This window comes from Pedobacter sp. 05T44, from assembly GCF_056395985.1.
Window position 1 is genome coordinate 1 of record NZ_JBFTKO010000027.1, and the last position, 24,071, is coordinate 24,071.

Genomic DNA, 24,071 nt, shown 5'->3' on the forward strand with positions numbered 1-24,071 from the left:
ACAAGATAACTTTAAAAAAGATAACTTTAAAAATATTTAGGTGCCTATATCGGTGGTGTCCACCTCTTCCCATTCCGAACAGAGAAGTTAAGCCCACCAGAGCCGATGGTACTGCGGTAACACGTGGGAGAGTAGGTCGGTGCCAAATCTTAAGCAAAACCCTGCAGCTAAACGCTGCAGGGTTTTTGTGTTTATATACATTTCTGAAAGAAAAACCTTCTTGATGAATGCTATGTTATTCTTATATTCATAAATACCTTACATAATAATCAACCAGATAAGGGGATAGGGGCCTTAGATTATTTCTTAATAAAGTATTGGTGCAACCATCTTTATGCAATAATTTTGGTATATTTGATACAAATTTAAAATAATATAAACGAATGAATTTATTCGCGGAAAAGAGAAGGGAAGTAATGTTACATATAGAAGGCTATATGCTTGATATGATGGAAACATACCTGAAACCGATTGATACAAATTGGCAGCCATCTGATTTTTTGCCCGATTCTACTAGTGAAACTTTCTACCAGGATATAAAATTATTACGTGAGAATGCTAAGGATCTTTCTTATGATCTTGTAGCTGTTTTAATAGGTGATACAATTACGGAAGAAGCATTACCGACATACGAGTCGTGGCTTTGTATGGTGGACGGGATTACTAGAAATGAACAAGGTGGATGGATGAAATGGGTACGTCACTGGACTGCGGAGGAAAACAGGCATGGTGACCTATTAAATAAATATCTTTACTTGTCAGGTCGCGTTGATATGCGCCAGATGGAAATATCAACTCAATACTTAATTGCAGATGGGTTTGATATAGGAACCGGCCATGATCCATATAGAAATTTTATATATACTAGTTTTCAGGAGTTAGCTACAAATATTTCTCACAGGAGAGTAGCTTCTTTAGCTAAAAAGGATGGTGACACATTACTTTCTAAAATGTGTGGAGTAATTGCATCTGATGAAGCACGTCATGCAAAGGCATATAAAGATTTTATGTCGAAAATATTTGAAGTTGATCCAAATGAGGCTATGGTCGCTTTTGAAGATATGATGAGAAAGAAAATCGTAATGCCTGCTCACTTTTTACGCGAAATGGGTATGAAAATTGGACAAACATTCGGACATTTTACTGATGCTGCTCAACGTTTAGGAGTGTATACTGCGATTGATTATGTGGAAATCATGCAACAGTTAATTGAAGAGTGGAAGTTAGAAAGTATGCGTGATTTAAATGAAGCCGGAGAAAAAGCACGTGATTATATCATGGCTTTACCAAACAGGCTGTTGCGCGTTGCTGAGAGAATGAACAATCCAACAATGGACTATAAATTTAGCTGGATTCATGCTTAACTAAAAGCTGTATCTTTTAATACTAAAAAAGGCCTGAGTTTAAGAATTCAGGCCTTTTTTAGTATTAATTGTTTTACATATTTCGTCTATATTGGCCCCCAACCTCATAAAGTGCATTAGAGATTTGACCTAAAGAACATATCTTACATACTTCCATAAGTTCATTAAATATATTCTCTCCGGCAATAGCAGTTTTTTGAAGTTTTTTTAGTGCTGCTGCCGACAAGTCTGAATTTCTATCTTGAAAGGTCTTAAGTGCTGTAATTTGATATTGTTTTTCTTCTTCTGTTGCTCTAATTACCTCTCCGGGTATTATTGTAGGTGAGCCATTTTTATTTAGAAAGGTATTTACCCCTACAATAGGATATTCACCAGTATGTTTCAACGTCTCGTAGTATAAGCTTTCTTCCTGTATTTTACCACGCTGATACATGGTTTCCATTGCTCCTAATACCCCTCCTCTGTCATTAATACGTTTAAACTCTAACAATACTGCCTCCTCAACCAGATCAGTTAAATCTTCAATGATAAAGGCTCCTTGCAGTGGGTTTTCATTTTTAGCTAAGCCTAGTTCTCTGTTAATGATCAACTGAATAGCCATCGCCCTGCGCACAGATTCTTCGGTTGGAGTCGTTATAGCCTCGTCATAAGCATTTGTGTGAAGAGAATTACAGTTATCATAGATTGCATATAAAGCCTGTAAGGTTGTGCGTATATCATTAAAATCAATTTCCTGAGCATGCAATGAACGGCCTGAGGTCTGGATATGATATTTCAGTTTTTGGGACCTATCATTTCCTTTGTATTTGTTTTTAATTGCTTTAGCCCATATACGCCTTGCTACACGGCCAATCACCGAATATTCAGGATCGATGCCGTTAGAGAAGAAGAAAGATAGATTAGGCGCAAAATCATCAATGTTCATTCCTCTGCTCAGATAATATTCAACAAAAGTAAAACCATTACTCAATGTAAAGGCAAGTTGAGATATTGGATTTGCACCTGCTTCAGCAATATGATATCCGGAGATTGATACTGAATAGAAGTTGCGTACTTTTTCGGTAATAAAATAGTTTTGAATGTCACCCATCATCCTTAGGGCAAATTCAGTAGAGAAAATACAGGTGTTTTGTGCCTGATCTTCCTTAAGAATATCTGCCTGGACAGTGCCGCGCACGGTACTTATGGCATGTGCTTTAATTTTAACGTATACATCTGCTGGTAATACCTTATCGCCGGTTACGCCAAGAAGCATTAATCCCAGACCATCGTTCCCCTCAGGTAAAGAGCCATTATATGTTGGTCTTTGCTGTCCCTTTTCCTTATATATCGAAAGAATTTTGTTCTCTACTTCTTTTTGTAGTCCATTTTCAATTATGTATTTCTCGCATTGCTGATCTATTGCTGCATTCATGAAAAATCCTAATAACATAGGTGCGGGCCCATTTATTGTCATGGACACTGAGGTTGATGAAGCACAAAGATCAAAACCGGAGTATAATTTTTTAGCATCATCGAGAGTTGCTATACTTACACCAGAGTTGCCTATTTTGCCATAAATGTCGGGGCGTACATGTGGATCTTCTCCGTAAAGAGTTACAGAATCAAAGGCCGTGGATAAGCGGTGTGCAGGCTGACCTAAGGATACATAATGAAATCTTTTATTGGTTCTTTCTGGTCCACCTTCTCCTGCAAACATGCGGGTTGGGTCTTCTCCTTCGCGTTTTAAGGGAAAAACACCGGCGGCATACGGGAATTCACCAGGGACATTCTCTGTCAATAACCACTGAAGAATGTCGCCCCAATCCTTATATCGAGGGAGCGATACCTTTGGGATTTGCAATTTAGAGAGTGATTCGTAAAAGAGTGGTTGTTTGATCTCTTTATCTCTTACCTTATATACAAAGAACTTTTGCTGGTATTTGGTTTTAGTCTCGGGCCATTGGCGCAGTAATTTCCTACATTCTCCATCCAGTTGTTCCTCTTGATGTTGATAAATCTCTTTTAAGGTGTTTGTTAGGTTTTCCTCAGTTGAAAGATCAATAACACCTTGTAATTGATACATTTTTCTAGCAATTGCAGCTTGTTTATCTACCCATTCATTGTATGTCTGGCTAGATTCAGCGATCTCTGCGAGATATCGTATTCTGTCTGGGGGAATTATATAAATCTTTTCGGATTCTCCTCCTATAAGCTCCATTTGGGCTTTAAAATCGATTCCTGTCTTTTCCTTTATCTTTTGCATTAAGGCAGTAAAGAGATTGTTCATGCCCGGATCGTTAAATTGAGAAGCCATTGTACCATAAACAGGAAGACTGTCGTCATCTGCAGTGAACAGATTGTGATTGCGTTTAAATTGTTTTCGGACATCACGTAAAGCATCCAGGGCACCACGCTTATCGAACTTATTGATGGCAACAAGGTCAGCAAAATCGAGCATATCAATCTTTTCCAACTGGGTAGCTGCACCGAACTCGGGAGTCATTACATATAAAGAGATGTCGCAATGCTCCGTTATTTCAGTATCTGATTGCCCAATACCGGAAGTCTCAACTATAATTAGATCATAACCTGCAGCTTTGCAGATATCAATGCTCTCCTGAACGTTTTTTGAAAGTGCTAAATTGGCTTGCCTTGTAGCCAATGAGCGCATATATATTCGGGAATTATTTATTGCATTCATCCTGATCCTATCTCCAAGTAAGGCGCCTCCAGTTTTGCGCTTTGATGGATCAACTGAGATAATTGCAAGTGTTTTATCTTTTACCTCTGTTAGGAATCTTCTTACCAACTCGTCAACTAAGGATGACTTACCAGATCCACCAGTTCCTGTAATACCAAGTACCGGAGCATTGTTGTTGATAGTCAGTTTTTTTAACTCGTTTACGAAAGATTGAGCAGCATCTGGATCATTTTCTGCAACTGTGATTGCTGCAGCAATACTTTTGATATCTTTTTTTGGGATGTTTTTTAATTCCCCATTTAAAGATTTTGTAGTGATGAAATCAGTTTGTTCAAGCATATTATTAATCATGCCTTGCAACCCCATTTTACGGCCATCATCAGGGGAATAGATTCTTGTAATACCGTAAGCCTGTAATTCCGCAATTTCCGAAGGCAGGATCACACCACCACCACCACCAAATATTTTGATATGGGGTGCCCCACGTTCCTGAAGCAAATCATACATATATTTAAAATATTCGATATGACCACCTTGATAGGAAGTCATCGCAATCCCTTGAACATCTTCCTGTATAGCGCAGTTTACAACTTCTTCAACCGAGCGATTATGGCCTAAATGTATTACTTCTGCCCCCGAGGATTGAAGAATCCTTCTCATGATATTGATTGTAGCATCATGTCCGTCAAATAATGCCGCGGCAGTTACAAAACGGATTTTATGTTTGGGCTTATAGATTTCAATTTGTTCCATAGCTGGTTTAATAATTGGTAATCAAAGGTAACAAAAAGGCCACTCAAAAATATTCTTGAGTGGCCTTCTTGTACCTATAAAGATTTTATTGATGTGTTAGTTCTGTTATAGGTTCGCCTATACAGCCACTAGGCATCTGAATATGGAGCATTGCAGCCAGGGTAGCTGCAATATCTGTCATGTAATGAGTTTTATTTGTTTTTCCTGGTTTTACATTCCATCCCATAAATACACACGGAATGTGCGAGTCATATGGGAACCATGCACCATGAGTTGTTCCTGTTTTTCCGCCTTCGAAATAGTTTGATTTCAATATATAATAAACATCGCCACTTCTACGTGCATTATATCCATTAGTAATGGCTTTCTTTATTGGTTCAGGTAGGGTAGAACTAGCTAATTTAGTGAGATCTACTGCATCCATAACTCCATCTTGCTCCTTTATTGTTGCAATTGTTAATGCTTTTATTGCATCAAAGTCGGCATTGGCGTCCTTAATTGCCTGATGGTTGAAGTAAAACTGGCTGTTAGTAGAAGTGATGATTGCCTTTTTTACTTTAAATTTTTCTTCAATTGTAGTATTTAAACTCTTTATAACCGGAGAGTCATTGAATAGCCCCCCAGGTAGTTTATTCTCAGTCATAAAACCTGGAACATGCGCTGCCCCATGATCAGCAGATAAAAACACTAGATAATTTCCTTTCCCAATTTTAGTATCCAGATAATTAAAGAACTGTTCCAAATCTTTATCTAACCTTAGGTACGTGTCCTCTGCTTCTATTGAATTTGGCCCATATTGATGTCCAACATAGTCTGTTGCAGAACAGCTGACAGCAAGGAAATCAGTGGAACTTCCCTCACCAAGGTGCTCTGAATTTATAGCAAGTTTGGCCAACTCTAAAGTCATTGTATTTCCATAAGGAGAACTTTTTATCATTTCATAATTCTTTCCTGCATACAATTTGAAAGGATGAGGGAAGGTAGGGGTTTGTTCTCCTCTAGATTTTCCTTCATACTCTTTGTTGTCGCTAGTGCTTTGATCATAAGTTTCAATTGGATATAATGTATTCCAGTTCTTCTCAAAATACTTGTCTGCCATTTTCAACTTGTTATAATCTACTACCCATGATGGTAATTGAGTCATGTAGTGTGTACTGGTAATCCAATCGCCAGTTCCCCCATCAAACCAATAGGCCGCATTTGCAGAATGACCTGCTGGTAAAATTGATCCTCTGTCTTTTAGTGATATGCCAATTACTTTACTTTTAAAGTTTGTAGCTAAACGAAGTTCATCAGTAATGGTTGTGGTAAGTAAGTTTTTAGGAGACATTAAGCCAGCTCTGGTATCACTACCTACCGTTTTAACTGTGGTATCTTCGGCACAATAAACTCCTCGTTTTAATTGTGGATCGTACCAATCGTTTCCAATGATCCCGTTAATAGCTGGAACTGATCCGGTATAGATACTCGAGTGTCCGCATGCTGTATAGGTAGGAGTGTATGGAATAAAAGTATTCTCAGCAGAGAACCCTTCATTTACCATTCGCTTAAATCCACCATTTGAATATCTGCTATAGTAACGATACAGATAGTCCCATCTCATTTGATCAACAACTAAGCCTACAACTAATTTTGGTCTGTTTAATGTATTAGAAGATGTGTTTTTTGCTAGTGCTGTTTTTTTTTGTGCTATTGATCCCGTCGAGAACAGGGCTAAAATGGTAAATAAAAGGATAATTCTTTTCATCATTATTTGTTGAATTTTTAGAGTTTATAAGGCAAKAGAACAGTTTTATTAGGATTTTATAAAGTTAATTACTTGGCCATAGGTATCGTTTAATATAGTGTAAAAGTTTTATGGTATTTCGGCCACTACGAAAGTACTTCCACCTATATAAATAAGGTCATCGGCATTTGCATTTTTCTTAGCTGCATTTATTGCAAGTTCGACAGTTGGAAATACGAATCCTTTTAGCCCATGGTTTTCTGCTTCACTTGCAAGTTCCTGAGCAGGCAGTGCCCTTTCTAGTTGTGGTTGGCAAAAATAATACGTGGCTTTTGCAGGAAGAAGATTTAATACACCACTTATGTCTTTATCCTTCACCATCCCAATTACAACATGAAGTTTATTATGTGGTGTATCGTTGATGTTTTGCATCACTTCTGTTATACCTGCAATATTATGCCCGGTATCACAAACTATTAAAGGGTTTTTACTTAATATTTGCCAGCGCCCCATTAAACCGGTCAAACCTTTTACCTCTTTTAATGCAGCATAAAGTGCATCATTATCAATCTTAAAATCTAATGCCCTTAAAGTCTCGACTGCCTGAATAACAGTTAAAATATTCTTTAATTGGTACGTTCCAGTAAGATCAAGCAAGAGATTTTCAATCAATACATTTCCATTCTGCGAGATGGAAACTTTTAAATACTCATCTTCTTTAACTGACTTGCTAATTTGCAATTGCTTGTCGGCAAAAAGAATCAGGCTTTGTGTCTCCTTTGCTTTTTGAATAAAAACCTGATCTGTTTCTGGATGGCTTTCCCCAATTACGACAGGAATACCTGGTTTTATAATTCCAGCTTTTTCTCCTGCAATTTCCCTTAATGTATTGCCGAGGATGTTGGTGTGATCAAGACTAATATTGGTGATAACAGACAATTCTGGAGTTATAATGTTTGTTGAGTCTAATCGTCCACCCAAACCTACTTCAATTATAGCAATATCCACATTCTGTTCAGAAAAATATGAAAATGCCATGGCTACGGTAACTTCAAAAAAAGAAGGACTAAGTTCCTCAATTATTTCTTGTTGTTGATCAACAAAATCTATGACGAAATCTTTAGAAACCATTTCGCCGTTAATTCTGATGCGTTCCCTGAAATCCTTTAAATGAGGAGAGGTATACAATCCGGTTTTATAACCCGCTTGTTGAAAAATGGCGGCTAACATATGGGAGGTTGAACCTTTCCCATTTGTGCCGCCAATATGTATCGTCTTAAAATTATTTTGCGGATTATCCAGCCTTTCGCACATAGCGATGGTATTGTGCAAATCTTTTTTAAAGGCAACAGCACCCACCCTGGTAAACATTGGTAGTTTGCGGTATAAATAATCTATGGTTTGTTCGTAATTCATTTCTGATGCTTAATAACATCACAAAAGTATCAAAGCTACCTGATTATTTAACTTTAAAGTTGAAAACAACTACACCAATTTGAATATCTGGGGCGGTTTCTGATGGCGCTAAGCGAGCACCCATTAAAGCTTCCTTGCATTTTTGCCATAATTCCCTATCATTTAGGGTAGTTCCTTTAACTCCGGGAGTAGCATCTATAACAAGACCGGCTTTGTTTATTTTTATGCGTACAGCGATTTTACCAGTTTTCTGACCATCGTCCTGTGGAGTAACCAGGTTTGTGAATTTCCTTAATGCAATGGGAGTTTCCCCAAAACCAGATCCCCCTTCGCCATAATTATTAGCTAGCGGATCTCCATTTTTACTCCCTTGATTTCCTGGTGTATCACCTGTTCCATCACCTGCACCAGCTCCCTTACTGGATTTTCCTTTGTAGAGGGCATTTTGATTCACAACTGGTTTTGACGGTTTTGTCTCTGTATTAGTAGCAGTAGGAGTTGCTTCTTTTTTAGTTGCTTTACTCTTTACAACTACGGCATCTTCAGAGTTTTGCGTAACGATCTCTTTTTCGCTTGTTTGTGGAGTAGGAGTCTCTTTAGTTACTTCTTCTGGTGTAACTTTATCTGGTTTACGGTTATTTGCATTCGGATCGGCAGATGGCTCTTCTATACTGGTGTAATCTGATCCCATACCTGTAGGAGAAGTTCCATAGTTAACAACCATACCCCCCATACCTGCTTCTTCAGGCTCAAAGCTTCCTATAACGATAAAGAAGCTTAAAGCAAGCAATGCAGCCATGATACCGGTAGATATTGCCAGTGCCTTGGGATAATTGTTTTCTTCTTTAGGATAAGTCATTATTTCTTAGGTTCTACAGCGAGTACAACTTTGAGTTTCAATTTGTTACCTACATCGTAGATAGACATCACGTTTTCAATGGAAACCTTTCTTTCAGCGTAAACGACTATAGTTAAATCTGGTGATGCCTTTTGCATGGTTTCAACTACAGCCAGAATATTTTCAGGCTTAGTAGGTTGCTTATCTACAAAATAATTTAAATTATCATCTATGGATATAGTAACGGTTTTTTGGGAATTAGATTGTTGTCCTGCTTCTGAACGAGGTAATAATAACTTCACTACCTGTGGATTAACTACAGCTGATGCCAATAGAAAAAACAAAAGCAGGAAGAACATGATGTCGTTCAAAGCAGAGGTATGTACTTCTACAGTTCCTTTATTTCTTTTGCGTAAATTCATTATTTTCCTGGCTCCTCTAATAGATCAATAAATTCGATAGCATCAGTTTCCATTCTTAAAATTATACGCTCAACCATCATATTTAAAATATGATATAGCACATAAGCAATAATACCTATGATCAGTCCTGTTGCTGAGGTAATCATTTTTGTATAAAGACCACCAGAAATTGTACCAATTTCAATAGCACCCTTAATGGAAACGTCATGGAAAATAGTAATTACCCCAATAATTGTTCCTACGAAACCAAGCATGGGAGCAATACCTGCAATAATTCCTAATATGCCTATGTTTTTCTCTAATTTCGATACTTCTAATTTTCCGTTGTTTTCAATGGCAGCTTCAATATCTTTAATAGGGCGACCAATACGTTTTAATCCTTTCTCAAGCATTCTTGCCAATGGAGAGTTATTATTGCGACATAAAGTTATTGCATTTTCTAATCTTCCATCATGAATGTATTGCTTAATCTGAAGCATTAGATTTGATTCAGTTTTAGAAGCYTTTCTTATTGTCAGGTATCTTTCAACAAAGATCACTAATCCCAAAAATGCCAAAAAAGCTAAAGGGAGCATTACCCATCCGCCTTTAAATAAAAGGTCTATGAAATGAAGCTCTGGTGGGGCAGTTGTAATTGCTTGGTTTAAGTTATTAGCGGTATCAATAAGCTTGTTAGCGGTATCAGTTGCACCTTGTAATAAAACGATCATATTTATTGTGGTTTGTGTGTGTGTTTATTTTGATGTATATAAATTCCTGGATCTTTTAATTTTGTAACTAGCAGTTTGCGTCCTTCCCTTGCACTTTCCTCATCTTTAAATGTTGCAATGCTAATTTTCAATCTCCTTTTACCAGGAAGGGTTGGGATAACTTTTGCAGTTATACCTATTGCTTTCATTTGGGCGATAAATTTATCTGCTTCCTTTTGATTAATTACTGAAGCACCAATAACCTCCCATGTAACAGGACCTTCAGGGCCACTAACTGTAGCTCCGGAAACAGCTGGCGTTGGAGCAGGACTAACAGCCAAACTATCCTTTTTTATTGAATCTGCAGTTTGTATTGCTCTCTCGTTAGCTATTCTGATACTATCTGCCTGGGCAATTGAATCAGTTTTGATTTTATCATTATTTTTGATCAGTTCAGAATTATCGTGAAGACCATTGTCGGATTTATTTAAAGCACCATTAAAAAGTTCGGGCTTAATAAAATACGCGGCCAATCCTATTGCTACTATTATTGCAAAGGCAATAATAATTTTTAGGTAGAACGGAAGTCCCTGATTTTCTTCTTCAATCTCTATTGGTTCAGCAATCTGTGGCTCTAGTGGACTTGGTGTGTTAAAGAATGGAGTATTGGTAACTTTTGGAGCAATAGGCTCTTCAACAACATTTGAGTCATCATCTAAACCCTCTGGGGTTTCAATCGAAATTGAAGAGGCAGGTTTTTGGGCTATTTTAACTTCTGATATCTCGTCATAAACAGGTTGGTCATCCCGTGCAGGTTTTTCTTCATGATGATGAACAATAACTTCTATCTCATCTGATCCATCACTCAAATCGGCATTATTATCTTCAAGATTCAATTGCTCTTCTGTAATGATAGGCTCTTGTTCAAAAGAAAGTGGTTGTTCAATAGCTGGTTCATCAGCTATTTCAGGTTCCGCAATGTTTTCATTAATAATGGCAGTTGCGTCTTCTTTTAAAGGAGGTAAACCATAAAAGTCAAAGCCAAAGTTTAGTTGATCTTTGGGGTTGAAAATTAAGTTTCCGGGTGTGCCAGATAGTATACCTATTTCTCCAAAATCAGCGTATTGCTTCTCGGAAAGCAGMTTTATTGTCTCATCAGTAAACTGGTCAATATAATAAGTAGCCGCCTCGGTTGATACGTTCCTTTTTTTACTGATGTAGGCGATAAGAGATTGAGATTCTCTATTCTCTTCTGCAAATGCCAAAGTATAACTTGGCGGCAGAAAAGAGTGTGTTTCAACATCGTACCTTCCTGGCGATTTCTTTTTATAAAAAGTACCCAGTCCAGAAATTCCAACTTCTTTACGAGTTTTTATAAGTTCAGTAAGGTATGATAAGATATCCATTCTGGTAAAAATAAATTTTAATTCCGTATCAACCAATTATTAATTAAAAACCTATTAGAATGAGTAGCTTATACCTCCGAAAACATTGAGCCCAATTACCTCATAATGCAGGTATCTGCTATACGATGAGTTTAACAAATTGTTGGCTCTCGCGAATGCAGAAAACTTATTATTTATTTTATATGATACTCCGGCTCCTAGATCGACAAATCCCTTAACAGTAACTACTGTTTCATTTGCAGGATCAGGTGTATAATAAGGATTAGCAGGAGCTGCAGTATAAATTTTTGCTTTGCTATCATCCTGAAGCGCTACAGAAGCATTAAGGGTTACTTTTTTGTTGATCACATATGATAGATCAGAACTTAAACGCATTTGAGGTTTAAACCAGCTTTGTGTTTCTGCGGCTGGTTTATAATCTTCAAAATTTAATTTACCTGTCCATTTTAAGGCATCACTTACCTGTACAGAGAGTTCCCCTTCTATTCCAATAAGTTTCATAGTTCCGAAATCGTAGATCACATCAAATTTATTGAAATTTGAAAAGTTGTTTACGAACAATGGCATGTCTTCAATGCTCTTGTGGTATACTCTTGCTTTGTATCCAAAACCAGGACCGCCTGTGCCTTTAATACCGCCACTGATACTTAGTTTTTCGATAGAATTTCTGATGGTAATATTGTTGTTCAAGAATGGATTCTCATCACTAAATTGTTTTAAAGAACTACGGTTTACATCACCTTTTACTTCTCCAAATATTTGCAGGTAATCAGGTATTAATGTAAAATCAGCTGTAACAGCCGGGAAAATCCTACTTGATGAGAATGCGCCAAATTCCTGTACAAAATTAATTCCAGCGGTTATTTTTACACCGCTGGCCTGTAATCTGATATAAGGATTTAACTTTAAAAGATTGTTGCCAACACTTACTAGCTCATCTTTAGTGCTTCCGAATTCAGTTGATGCAGCAAGACCTAAGTTAAACTTACTGATTCTCTTATTTACATATCCATTTAAAACAACTGAGTTTTCTTTGGCATTAAATTTATCACTCCAGATATATCCGTTAAGTTTCAATGCATAACTAAGGGCGTCGGGATCTTCTGTGTATTTATTTACAAGTTCCCCTTCTGCTTCAAAGAAATTAAGTGTTTGTTTTTCAGGATCGGGATTTAATGTCGGATTGTTCTTATCAATGCCATAGAAATATAATCCGTTTCTTTGAAAATTAACACGACCACTTAAGGTAACAACATCGCCAATGCTACGGCCAAAAACACTAAGTTTTTGCTGACTAGACTGTTGTTTATTTAGCTTGCCTGACTGACTAAAATGTTGAAAATATCCACCAGCTTGCATAGCCTCATCACGGCCCAGGTTTATATAGGCCTCGCCAAAAATAGTTTTCGCAGATCCGAAACCACCTTTAATATAGTTGTTTATTAGCTCTTCTTGTTTTTCGGCAACTACTTCCTGGGCTTGTAATTTATTAATGTCGGAATTTAGTTCTAATTTTCTATCTGTAAGGCTATAGTTAAATTTAGCCTTATATGTTTTTATATCATTCAGATCAGGGCTTCTTCTCAGTTTTACTGCCTCTGCTAAAATAGGTTTGTAAGGTCTTACAACTTCAATTTCTTCGGTAACAGCCTTCTCATCCGTCTTCTTTTCTGTAGTCTTTGTATCCTGAGCTTTCAACCCTAGGGATGTAGCTGTGATAAAGAAAAGGGTACTATATATTAATTTAGTTAATCTCATGTCGCTTAATCTTATTTAATTTTTTCTAATTTCTCTTTAGCAGTTGGAACGATATCATCCTTGCCTTCATAATTGTCGATAATACTTAAGAGCGTACTTTTAGCTTGTAACTTATCTTTTAGAGCTACATAATTATCTGCCAATAAAAGGAACGATTTGGCAACCCAATAGTCATAAGAGGCCATATTGTTAATCAGATCAAAACATGTTTTAGTTGAGGTTTTATAATCACCTTTGGCATATTGTACTGCAGCAATATTGTATTTAGCTTCGGCTGCTGCCAGGGTTTTAGTTTTACTTACTACATTATTGAAGGCTTTTACTGCACTTGTTGTATCGGCCTTTAATAAATAGGCCTTACCCGCATATAGATCAGCACTGTTCTTCTCTTCCTCAGAACCTTTTTCAGACTCTTTAATCAACTGAACATACTTGATCATATCATCAGGCATCTTTAATGCGTCGTAGGCTTTCAGGAGGTTATTTATAGCGTAACTATGGTGAACTTTGTAATCGGCAGTAGTTTCTAGTCTTTTTAGGTAAACAATTGCTTCGTTATATTTCTTCTGATCTAAAAACAATTGAGAAATACTTACCAGTGAACGTTCAGTATAATCACTTGTCCAGTCATTAAGAATGTACTCATAATCTGCAACAGCTTCCAGAGGGCGACCAAGCTTAACCAATGACTCAGCTCTAACAAACTTAGCTTCTTTGTCATGTATTGCTTTCGGATACTTATCAAAATAAGCATTTACAGCTTCAAAAGCACCTTTGAAGTCGCCTTTTAAATAAAGGTTATTTGCTCCCTGGAAAACTATATTATCTTGTTCTGCTTCGGAGAAATTACCTAGGGGAGTAGAATTAGCATAGGTGATGAAACCTTGTGAATCACCACGGTCAACATAGATATTTTTAATAGATTCTAATGCCTGTTTTGCTTCTTCGCTACTGGCGTAATCTCTGATTACTTTTTTGAATGACTCTAATGCCTGATCGTCTTTATCCTGATTATATTGAACAAGGCCAATGGTAACCAAGGCTCTTGGAACATAACTGCTATTAGGATATAAACTAACTAAACTAATAAGATCTGTACTAGATTTATCGAAATTGCCAATATTGAAATAAGTATAGGCAGTTTCGAAACCAGCATCATCAGCATAATTAGAATTAGGGAACTGTTTAAGAAGATCCTGCATGGTTCCAATTTTAGCCTCATTTTGATTTTCCAATCCCTGGATCATACCACGTTGAAAAAGTGCATAATCTTCGCCCGTAGATCTGGCATTGATGATCTTGTTATAGTTTACAAGTGCATTGCCGTAACTTTTATTTACAAAATAAGAGTCAGCTAACCTTATGATGGCATCGTTAACTGTTTTTTGATCCTTATCGTTACCCGCTAAGAAGCGTTCAAAGTATGTAGCTGCTTTTCCGTAGCTTTCGTTTTCAAATGCAGCGTAGGCAAGGGCATAATTTGCAAAATTATAAACCCCGGTTTTATCAGCATCAGGCATTCCAAGGAATGTTTCGAAATGTTTAACAGCTTCACCAAATTTTCTTAATTCGTAAGAAGCCTCGGCTTTCCAATACGTACTTAATGCGTGAATTTCTTTATCCTCGGGGAACTTCTCAGAACGTAAGAACATTGATAAAGCGTTAGGGAATGCTCGTTCGTTATAAAACTCCAGTCCTCTAAAGTAAGTCACTTTTTGATAAGCTTCTCTGGCCTCTGGCGATTTGCTTTGAATCGGTTCAAGAATATCTATTGCAGCCTGATAGTTTTTACTGGTCAATAGAATTTCTCCAAGTAAGGTTTTTGCTTCGTTAATTTTGCGAGAAGTTGGAAACTGTTTTAAAAAGTTCTGGGTCGCTTCAAGAGCTTGCTGATTAAAGTCTAGTTCATAACTTAACCTTGCATAATTGATCCATGATTCTTCTTGTATAACTTTATCAAAATCAAGTCTTGATGCCCTGAAGAAGGCACTTCTTGCTTTCTCTTTGTCTTTAAGAATAATGAAAGAGCGACCTAAAGTGTACATCCCGCTTTGAAGGTATACATCATCCGTATCAAGCTTTTCCAAAATTGAAACTGATTCAGGATATCTTTTCAATTGAAATAACGAGTATCCGTATTGATAAATGAAAAGGTTATTTTTAACATTTGATTTATCTTTAGCGTAGAACTCTTTGAAATACTTCTCTGCATTTACAAAATCAGATTTTGCAAAATATGAAGCAGCAATAAGACTTAACATCTCTGCCTCATATTGTTGTTTTGAAGATTTAAGAATGGGCAGGGCGTATTCTAATACATCATCATATCTTTCATCAAGATAATACATTGAAGTAATGTAATAAGGGTAACTAGCTTCGTATGTTGGAGATCCTTTAAGTTTCTCAAAGTTGCTTAATGCAGTTTTATATTCTTTGTTCAGGTAATTGATGTACGCAAAATAATAGGTAGCACTTTCCTGGAAAGGAGATTTTTCTTTTTTAACAGTTTCAAATAAAGGCTCGGCCTTTTCAATGTCGTTCTGTAAAAAATAAGCGTATCCTTGCTTAAACTGATATTCTAAACGTTGCTTAGCAGAAAGAGTAGAAGGATCTGTTTTTTCAAAYCACTCTAATGCTTTCTTGTAGTTTTTCTGATCAAAATATGATTTTCCTACATGAAAATAGGCAAGTTTTGTATTGGGATTAAGTGGATAATCTTTTATGAAATTTTGAAATAAACTCTCTGCATCATTATTGCCCAATTCTAATGCGCAAACAGCAGCATAGAATTTAGCATTTTCTTTTAATAAGGAAAGTTCCGAGTTGCTTTCCTGTTGTGTTCCTGGTTTTTGTCTAAGCTGTTCAACCAGTTTAAATTGCTGGGCAGCAGCAACGTATTTTTCATTGTCAAGCAGTTCGAGTCCTGTTTGATAATTTTTATTGAGGTTAACTAGTAGGCTCGACTGGGCATAACTTGCAGTATAGCCGCCTGCTAGTAACAGCGGAATAAAAAAGTATTTTTTTTGCATCTGATTTCAAATATGGTTGGTACTAATATAGATATAGTATTGTGTCTTGATAGCATAAGAAATTAACATGTGTTAATAACACAGGTTTAACGAACAGAAAAAGAAAATGGTATAAAAAAGCTGTTAAAGAAAGTTAATCTCTTTGAGAGGCTAGTAAATAAAGTACTGCCATCCTTACGGCAACCCCATTTTCTACCTGTTCTAAGATGATTGATTGTTTGCTGTCAGCAACATCACTAGTAATCTCTACACCGCGATTAATTGGGCCTGGATGCATTACAATTATTTCTTTATCAAGATTGTCCAAAATCTGTTTATTCAGCCCATACATCATGGCGTATTCTCTTAATGAAGGGAAATATTTAATGTCTTGTCTTTCCAGCTGGATGCGGAGCATATTTGCCACATCACACCAGTTAAGTGCTTTAATCAGATCATGTTCAACCTTTACACCAAGGCTTTGGATGTGCTTGGGAATTAAAGTAGTAGGGCCGCAAACCATCACCTCAGCACCAAGCTTTTGTAAGCAAAGAATATTTGATATGGCAACTCTGGAGTGCAGGATATCGCCAACGATTACTACTTTTTTTCCGGCTACATCGCCCAGTTTTTGGCGAATGGAAAAAGCATCAAGTAGCGCTTGGGTGGGATGCTCATGTGCACCATCTCCTGCGTTTATAATTTGAGCTTTAATATGCTTACTTAAAAATTGTCCGGCTCCGGCATATGGATGTCTCATCACTACCATATCCACTTTCATAGCCAGGATATTGTTTACAGTATCTATTAGCGTTTCTCCTTTACTCACAGAGGAAGAAGACGCTGCAAAATTAACCACATCAGCTGAAAGCCTCTTTTCTGCCAGTTCGAAAGAAAGTTTGGTTCTGGTGGAGTTTTCGAAGAAGATATTTGCAATGGTGATATCTCTCAAAGATGGAACCCTCTTGATAGGTCGGTTAATTACATCCTTAAAGTTATCTGCAGTTTCAAAAATTAATTCAATATCATTCCGGTTAATATCTTTGATACCTAAAAGATGTCGGGTTGATAATTTCTCTACTGCCATACTATTTATTGCTTTCTGATAATAAGATAACTTTGTCTTCTCCTTCGGTTTCTTTCCAGCTTACCTTAACCTTTTGTGAGTTTAGGCTGTCTACCTTCTGGCCTATATAATCTGGCTCGATAGGTAGTTGTCTGGAAAAACGCCTGTCTATTAACACCATTAGTTCAACCTTTTCAGGCCTTCCATATGCAAGTAATGCATCCATTGCAGCCCTAATTGTTCTGCCGGTCCACAATACGTCATCAATAAGGATAACATTCTGGCCTTCAATTATAAAATCTATGGTATTGCTGTTTGCAGAAACTATTCCGTCCTTTCTCCTAAAGTCATCTCTAAAAAAGGTGATGTCCAGATTGCCTTTTTTAATGTTGGTTTTTTTAAGGATTTGTGAAAGCTCTTGTTGCACCCTGTCGGCAAAGTAACTGCCTCTTGGCTGTATACCTATTAAAACAGTATTAGAAAAATCGATGTGATTCTCAATTAATTGATGACAAAGTCGCTTAATTGTGATTTGGAATTTTTGTCCGTCTAGCAGGGTTCTCTTTTGCATTGACTAAATTGTTGTACAAATATAGCCAAAAAGTTGTAACACCAAACCTCTGAGTAAGCTTTTTGAAAATATTCTAGGTTGTAATTTAAATCAAGGTATCAAAAGTTGAAATCTCCATCATACATACCGTGAGGTTAAAAGTGAAATGTATTATAATTCCATACCAAAGTGTATTTTCGCTAATCCTTATTTGGGCCAGGACAATTGAAAAAGGTAACATCCAGAAAAATGATGTCATGCTGAGGTGCATAAAAAAGAATAGAATAGAGGTAATGTATATGGCCTCTTTTTTGTCTACGATTGTTAGTAATTTTTGCATCAGATAGCCCCGGTAAGCCAGCTCTTCAAATAATGCTGGGAATAAGGCAACTGAAATAATCATGATGTATTTGCCATATTTATGCGGCTTGTATATAGTGTAATAAGAATAATCTGTATTGAAGAGCGAGTGGTTTAAATGCTCAACAAGAAATTGAACTATAATAGATGCCGTTATACTTATTATAATACAGATAATAGTTTTTTTAAGGGAAAAATTTGGCCATTTTAACAGATGCGCATTTTCTCTCCAGTTATAAGAGAAGAATAGCACCGCTGTTCCCGCCATTATTATATCAAAGATAATTGCTGTAGATATGTCGAAATTATCTATCGATAGTGCTGCAACACAGCAAGTAAGCTCTATAGCAAAAAATAGCCCGATCTGTTTAAGTCCGGGCCATTTTCTAGAGTCTATAAGAGTTTGGTCTTTTTTCTGTTCTTTACCACAAATGCTGCAATATTTATTGTTGATAGATATTAAACCATTACAGTGGCTGCATTCTATTTGCTGAATTTCCTGAGTTTCCAATTAATTGATGTTCAGTTCTTTTTTTAGTTTGTCGACTTCTAAAACTGATCTAATTCCTTTTATAAGGTAAACAATAATAATCACCTTTAAAATAATGCCTGAAAATATTGTAACGGGGTCTACAATGGCATTTATAACATGGATAATCACATAAAGTGACAATCCGGATATCATAGCTGCTGTTGGTTTGGTTTTGCTCCATACGCCAAAAGCTAAAAAAGCTCCTATAAGTATCACCGAGGTAAATAGAATAGCGAATTTATCCTGTTCATTTTTAGCTGTAAAATATCCAACAAAAAATGATATTACGCTAAGTCCTGCAATCCAGTATAGTGATTTTCGGGCAGATTCGACATTATTATTTAAATCCGAAAGGTCGATTTCTTTAGCATTTCTTTCAGAATAAAAAAAGTCTTGTTCTTGTTGAGTTCCCTTAAGTGGGAAGCCACATCCATTGCAAAATAAATCGTCAGATTCGTGCTTGTTATTACAACAAGGACATGAGTTTGTATGATATTCCATATAAGGCGTTAATTTATTTAAAGATATAACTGTAATAAGTAATCACAAAATTAATTGAAAATTCCCTTTACTTATTTGTGTATGTTTTACTGTAATTTATAAGCATTAAATCGTAACGCTTAAACTGCTTCTTTAGCCTTTTCTTAAAATCGACATAATTGCGTTTATTTTTTTGGCTCCATAAAACTTCGCTAAGTGCATCTAATCTGGGGAAAAGCATATATTCAGCTTTGGCTGGATTTGCAATATATTCCGACCAAAGGTTTCCCTGTCCGCCCCAAATATATTCTGCTTCTTGGGCAGTAAGTTCAGCAGGAACGGGCTCATAATCATAAACAGTTTTTAGTGGTAAAAATTTAGCCGCCGTCAATGAGTCATCTTTCATAAACTGACCGTGATTAAAGTACATAGAATTTTCTGGAGTCATGATTACTTTATGGTGTTGTTTTGCCGCTGCAATGCCACCTTTCTCTCCACGCCAGCTCATCACAATAGCATTAGGCGCCAGGCCACCATCCAGAATCTCATCCCATCCAATTATCGTTTTTCCTTTACTGTTTACAAATTTTTCCATTCTATGAATAAAATAGCTTTGTAAACCATTCTCATCTTTTAATCCTTTTTCTTTAATCAGCTTTTGTGCAAATGGAGATTGTTTCCACCAAATCTTTGAACATTCATCACCTCCAATATGAATGTACGGAGAAGGGAATAATTCCATTACTTCTGTCAGAACATCTTCCAGAAAGCTAAATGTTTTCTCAGTTGGCTGTAACACGTTATTGAATTTGTTGAAGATACCCCATGTTTGCGCCACCTGAGTTGGTATGGAAGGAGTGGTTCMCAATTCCGGATAAGCGGCTAATACTGCCATATTATGTCCGGGCATTTCAATTTCAGGAATAACGGTGATGTACCTTTCTGCTGCATATTTTATTATCTCTTTAACTTCCTCGTGTGTATAGTATCCTCCATATCTAATCCCGTCGTTTCCTGTTCCAGGATAAAGGCCAATAATAGTTCCATTACGCCATGCACTAATTTCCGTAAGCTTGGGGTGTTTTTTAATCTCTATCCGCCAACCATGGTCATCAGTCAGGTGCCAATGGAAATAGTTTAGTTTGTGCAGTGCCAGATAATCAATGTATTTCTTAATAAAATTAACATCAAAAAAATGCCGACTAACATCAAGGTGCATTCCCCTATAGGCAAAGCGGGGATAATCAATAATCTCCACTGTTGGAATAGTCAGTTTTTCCGGATTGTCTGGTTGCGATGGTAAAAGCTGTATAATACTTTGTATCGCATAGAAAATGCCTTGGGGAGATGGCGACCCTACATTTATTGTGGTTGGAAGCACTGAGAGTGTGTACTTGTCAGGATTGGGATATAATGTGCTGTCTACAATTAAATTTATAGATCGCCGAGGGCCAATTTTTGTAATMTCAGTAATTATTTCCAGTTGTAAGTTATAATGGTTAGAGATATAATCTGATAAGAATTGAGCGGAAGACTGCGCCTGTGAAGTATTAATAAAGATCACAGTGTTTTTATCGATACTAAATTTCTCGTTGGGTATGGATCCTGCCCTCATTTCAACGGGTGCAGGTATTATATCTTGCGCACTCAGTTTAAAGGAAAGAATGATGAGTAAAAATAAGCTAAGTGTTATTCTCATAGTAGGAGGTATCATGTGTGTTGCTCAAAAGTAATAATATGAGTCCAAATTTTAGAGCAAAAAAAAGGCCCTCAAATTTTGAGGGCCTTTATATTATATAAAGTTAAATGGAACTAGCTTTTTTTAGCTTTATTCTCTTCACCTTCCATTTGTTGTTTTAATTGTGCAAGCACGCCTAAATCACCTAATGTAGATTTTTCAACTGAATCTTTAACTTTTTTCACTGCATTGCTAGATGCTTTAGCTTCTTTTTTCTTAGTAGCTCTTTCTTCAGCAACAGCTTCAGCTTTAGCCTCTTCCCAGATACGGGCGTGAGAAACAACGATACGTTTAGCATCTTTGTTAAACTCAATGATTTTGAAATCATTAGTTTCTTCAGCTTTGATAGTAGTACCATCTTCTTTAGCCATATGCTTAGTAGGTACGAAACCTTCAACACCATAAGGTAAAGCAATAACAGCACCTTTATCAGTTACTTTAACAACAGTTCCCTGGTGGATTGAATCTACAGTAAAGATAGTTTCGAAAGTATCCCAAGGGTTTTCTTCAAGTTGTTTGTGACCTAAGCTTAATTTACGGCTTTCAACGTCTAATTCAAGAACAACTACGTCTAATGTATCACCAACTTTAGTGAATTCGTTAGGGTGGTTAACTTTTTTAGACCAAGAAAGATCAGATATATGGATTAAACCGTCAATACCTTCTTCGATTTCAACAAATACACCGAAGTTAGTCATGTTTTTGACTACAGCAGTATGTTTGCTTCCAATAGGATATCTTTCAGCAACATTTTGCCAAGGATCTTGAGTTAATTGTTTAATGCCTAAACTCATTTTACGCTCGTCTCTGTCTAAAGTTAAAACTTCAGCTTCGATTTCGTCGCTAACTTTCAGGAATTCCTGAGGGCTACGTAAGTTTTGAKACCAAGACATTTCTGATACGTGAATTAAACCTTCAACACCAGGAATGATTTCAAGGAAAGCACCGTAATCAGCAACAGTAACAATTTTACCTTTAACTTTAGAACCAACAGCTAAGTTAGCATCTAAAGATTCCCAAGGGTGAGGAGTTAATTGTTTTAATCCTAATGCGATACGTTTTTTCTCGTCATCAAAGTCAAGAACTACAACGTTGATTTTTTCGTCTAAGCTCAATACTTCTTTTGGATGCTCTATGCGGCCCCAAGAAATATCAGTGATGTGAAGTAAACCATCAACGCCACCTAAATCGATGAATACACCGAAGTCAGTGATGTTTTTAACAGTTCCTTCAAGTACCTGACCTTTTTCAAGTTTAGATACGATCTCAACTTTTTGGCTTTCTAAGTCGTCTTCAATTAAGATTTTATGAGATACAACTACGTTTTTAAACTCGTGGTTGATCTTAACAACTTTGAATTCCATTGTTTTACCCACGTATACATCGTAATCGCGGATAGGTTTGATGTCAATTTGAGAACCTGGTAAGAAAGCCTCAACACCCATAATGTCAACAATAAGACCACCTTTAGTACGGCTTTTAACAAATCCGTTGATGATTCTGTCATTGTCAAGGGCTTCATTGATAGTTTCCCATGATCTCTGAGTTTTAGCTCTTTTACGAGATAAAATCAATTGGCCGTTAGCATCTTCTGGAGCTTCCACGAAAACGTCAACTTTATCGCCAACTTTCAAATCAGGTGTATCACGGAATTCAGAAGTAGATACTAAACCGTCTGATTTAAATCCAACGTTCAATACCACGTCTTTGTTGTTTATAGAAACAACAGTACCGCTAATGATTTCACCTTGAGTGATTTGATTGAAAGTATCGGTATACATGTCTTCAAACTTTTTACGGTCTTCATCCGAGTATTTTCCGAAAACTTTATCATCAGCATCCCAGTCAAAATCTTGATCAGGTGTTGCTAACGATGATTTGATCTGTTCGATCGACACTGAATCAGCTTCTGATTCAATGGTTTCTTTTTCTGCAAGACGAGCATCTGCGCCTTGTAGTTCAGCTGTTTTAGCCTCTAGTTCTTTTTCTGCTACTTGTTTTTTAGCCATTAAAATTAAATCTCCTTTTCCCGTTAGGGACGGCAAAGATAATAATTAATATTTTTAAAGAAAAGACTTTTTTGATAAATGTTGTTGATTTAGAACAGATTGTGTAGGGATTGCCACAACATTTAAATAAGTATATATATAATAGTTATTCTAAAAAGGTTGGGGGATTTGTGCTATGCAACCCGCACTTTAAATTTATCGCGATAATCTTTAGGCGRCATTCCGGAATTCTTTTTGAACAGCTGCCTAAAGGTTTTAAGATCATTATATCCTGAATTTAGCATAACTTCCAAAATGCTTTGATTTGTTTGTTCGAGGAGTTTTTTAGCGGCTTCTATCCTGGTTTTTTGAAGATATTCAATTAGTGTATTCCCCGTAGCCTGTTTAAACCGTCTGATAATATTGCGCCGGCTAGATGGGATTTGTTTTAATATATCATCAATTGTTATAGGCTCACTATAGGTGTTTTCCATGCAATGCTGGATTTTGGACACCAGTTCATCTCCATGGTCGCGAATAGGGGTAAAGGATCCAAAATGACTTTGTTGCTCACGGTTCATATCAATTGAAAATATTTTGGCTACACGTACTGCTACGTCGCGATTGCAGTAGTTATGAATTAACCTAAGTAGTAAATGAAAGCTACTTGTTGCGCCACCACTTGTATATATTCTTGTATCATGAGTAACTACGGCATCAGGCTTAAAAGTTACATCTGGAAAGTAAGAGGCAAAAGCTGAGCTGGCGTTGATATGAGTGGTTGCTTGTTTACCATTAAGCAAACCGCTTGCGGCTAGTAAGAATGCTCCAGTGCAGAAACTGGCGATCTCTGCACCTTTTTTATATTGTTGTTGTAGCCAGGGTAAAAACTCAACATTTTCATTTAATGATAAGCCTATTTCTCCGGTGTCAAATGCAGGTATTAACACAATGTCTTGTCTATCAGAGGAAGTTAAAAGCTTGGGAATATATTTTTCAAAGATGGCTACCTCATTGGTGTAATCTCCAATGTAAAATAGATTCAAATTAAAAATAGCATCCTTACCATTCGATTTATAATAGCTGTTTACAGTATCAAATACGTCTAAAATCGCAGCAATACTAAGGAGACGATATTTTTTAGTTAATAATAGTGCAACTTGTATCATAGGTTTTGCATTTGGAAATGCAAATTAGGAAAAAAATGCTCAAGCCAATGATTTCTTCACACAATGCTCAGACTTCCTTCACACCAAACTCACTAGTAGGTGCTTTTTTGTGAAGGAAGTTTGCA

At 36.6% G+C, this 24,071-nt stretch carries 17 protein-coding genes and 1 rRNA gene; 2 read left to right on the plus strand and 16 right to left on the minus strand.

The window, feature by feature from the left end:
• Positions 1 to 36 precede the first annotated feature (36 nt).
• Together rrf and AC1DDK_RS24650 are read left to right on the plus strand one after the other, a co-directional pair.
• Positions 37 to 148: ribosomal RNA gene (gene rrf, locus AC1DDK_RS24645) — 5S ribosomal RNA — on the plus strand.
• 235 nt (positions 149 to 383) lie between these two features.
• Positions 384 to 1,364, plus strand: a complete 981-nt coding sequence (locus tag AC1DDK_RS24650; RefSeq protein ID WP_048907147.1) for an acyl-ACP desaturase — start codon at positions 384 to 386, stop codon at positions 1,362 to 1,364.
• A 73-nt stretch (positions 1,365 to 1,437) separates the two neighbouring features.
• Here AC1DDK_RS24650 and AC1DDK_RS24655 read toward each other — a convergent pair whose 3' ends face one another.
• The 16 genes from AC1DDK_RS24655 to AC1DDK_RS24730 form a co-directional block, all read right to left on the minus strand.
• Positions 1,438 to 4,800 (minus strand): methylmalonyl-CoA mutase family protein, encoded by a 3,363-nt coding sequence (locus AC1DDK_RS24655; protein WP_172659283.1) that lies wholly within the window; start codon positions 4,798 to 4,800, stop codon positions 1,438 to 1,440.
• An 85-nt stretch (positions 4,801 to 4,885) separates the two neighbouring features.
• Complete coding sequence (pafA, locus tag AC1DDK_RS24660) at positions 4,886 to 6,547, minus strand: alkaline phosphatase PafA (protein WP_172659314.1); 1,662 nt, start codon at positions 6,545 to 6,547, stop codon at positions 4,886 to 4,888.
• A 108-nt stretch (positions 6,548 to 6,655) separates the two neighbouring features.
• Positions 6,656 to 7,942, minus strand: a complete 1,287-nt coding sequence (locus AC1DDK_RS24665) for a bifunctional folylpolyglutamate synthase/dihydrofolate synthase (protein WP_172659284.1) — start codon at positions 7,940 to 7,942, stop codon at positions 6,656 to 6,658.
• Positions 7,943 to 7,985: 43 nt separating this feature from the next.
• Positions 7,986 to 8,801, minus strand: a complete 816-nt coding sequence (locus AC1DDK_RS24670; protein ID WP_288883755.1) for an energy transducer TonB — start codon at positions 8,799 to 8,801, stop codon at positions 7,986 to 7,988.
• The gene (locus AC1DDK_RS24675) at positions 8,801 to 9,202 is read right to left on the minus strand and encodes an ExbD/TolR family protein (RefSeq protein ID WP_048907142.1); all 402 of its coding nucleotides are present in this window, start codon (positions 9,200 to 9,202) and stop codon (positions 8,801 to 8,803) included. The genes AC1DDK_RS24670 and AC1DDK_RS24675 overlap by 1 nt, the downstream gene beginning before the upstream one ends.
• Positions 9,202 to 9,912, minus strand: coding sequence for a MotA/TolQ/ExbB proton channel family protein (locus AC1DDK_RS24680; protein WP_152542437.1), 711 nt, complete (start codon positions 9,910 to 9,912; stop codon positions 9,202 to 9,204). The genes AC1DDK_RS24675 and AC1DDK_RS24680 overlap by 1 nt, the downstream gene beginning before the upstream one ends.
• 2 nt (positions 9,913 to 9,914) lie before the next feature.
• Positions 9,915 to 11,297 (minus strand): HU domain-containing protein, encoded by a 1,383-nt coding sequence (locus AC1DDK_RS24685; protein ID WP_477634140.1) that lies wholly within the window; start codon positions 11,295 to 11,297, stop codon positions 9,915 to 9,917.
• Between the two features lie 54 nt (positions 11,298 to 11,351).
• Entirely contained in the window at positions 11,352 to 13,055 is a 1,704-nt protein-coding gene (locus tag AC1DDK_RS24690; protein WP_172659287.1) for a TonB-dependent receptor, read from the minus strand.
• Between the two features lie 11 nt (positions 13,056 to 13,066).
• Positions 13,067 to 16,084 carry a tetratricopeptide repeat protein gene (locus AC1DDK_RS24695; protein WP_477634141.1) on the minus strand — a complete coding sequence of 1,006 codons (3,018 nt, stop codon included), beginning with the start codon at positions 16,082 to 16,084 and terminating at the stop codon, positions 13,067 to 13,069.
• Between the two features lie 133 nt (positions 16,085 to 16,217).
• Positions 16,218 to 17,150 (minus strand): aspartate carbamoyltransferase catalytic subunit, encoded by a 933-nt coding sequence (locus tag AC1DDK_RS24700; protein ID WP_172659289.1) that lies wholly within the window; start codon positions 17,148 to 17,150, stop codon positions 16,218 to 16,220.
• A 1-nt stretch (position 17,151) separates the two neighbouring features.
• A complete protein-coding gene (gene pyrR, locus AC1DDK_RS24705) occupies positions 17,152 to 17,700 on the minus strand; it encodes a bifunctional pyr operon transcriptional regulator/uracil phosphoribosyltransferase PyrR (RefSeq protein WP_172659290.1) in 549 nt (182 codons plus the stop codon).
• Between the two features lie 85 nt (positions 17,701 to 17,785).
• On the minus strand, positions 17,786 to 18,550 hold the full coding sequence (locus AC1DDK_RS24710) for a CPBP family intramembrane glutamic endopeptidase (protein WP_288883758.1): 765 nt from the start codon (positions 18,548 to 18,550) through the stop codon (positions 17,786 to 17,788).
• On the minus strand, positions 18,551 to 19,072 hold the full coding sequence (locus AC1DDK_RS24715) for a zinc ribbon domain-containing protein (protein ID WP_172659292.1): 522 nt from the start codon (positions 19,070 to 19,072) through the stop codon (positions 18,551 to 18,553).
• A 67-nt stretch (positions 19,073 to 19,139) separates the two neighbouring features.
• A complete protein-coding gene (locus AC1DDK_RS24720) occupies positions 19,140 to 20,750 on the minus strand; it encodes a beta-N-acetylhexosaminidase (RefSeq protein ID WP_477634142.1) in 1,611 nt (536 codons plus the stop codon).
• 113 nt (positions 20,751 to 20,863) lie between these two features.
• Entirely contained in the window at positions 20,864 to 22,798 is a 1,935-nt protein-coding gene (gene rpsA, locus AC1DDK_RS24725) for a 30S ribosomal protein S1 (RefSeq protein WP_477634143.1), read from the minus strand.
• Positions 22,799 to 22,971: 173 nt separating this feature from the next.
• Positions 22,972 to 23,946 carry a GlxA family transcriptional regulator gene (locus AC1DDK_RS24730; RefSeq protein ID WP_477634144.1) on the minus strand — a complete coding sequence of 325 codons (975 nt, stop codon included), beginning with the start codon at positions 23,944 to 23,946 and terminating at the stop codon, positions 22,972 to 22,974.
• Positions 23,947 to 24,071 lie beyond the last annotated feature (125 nt).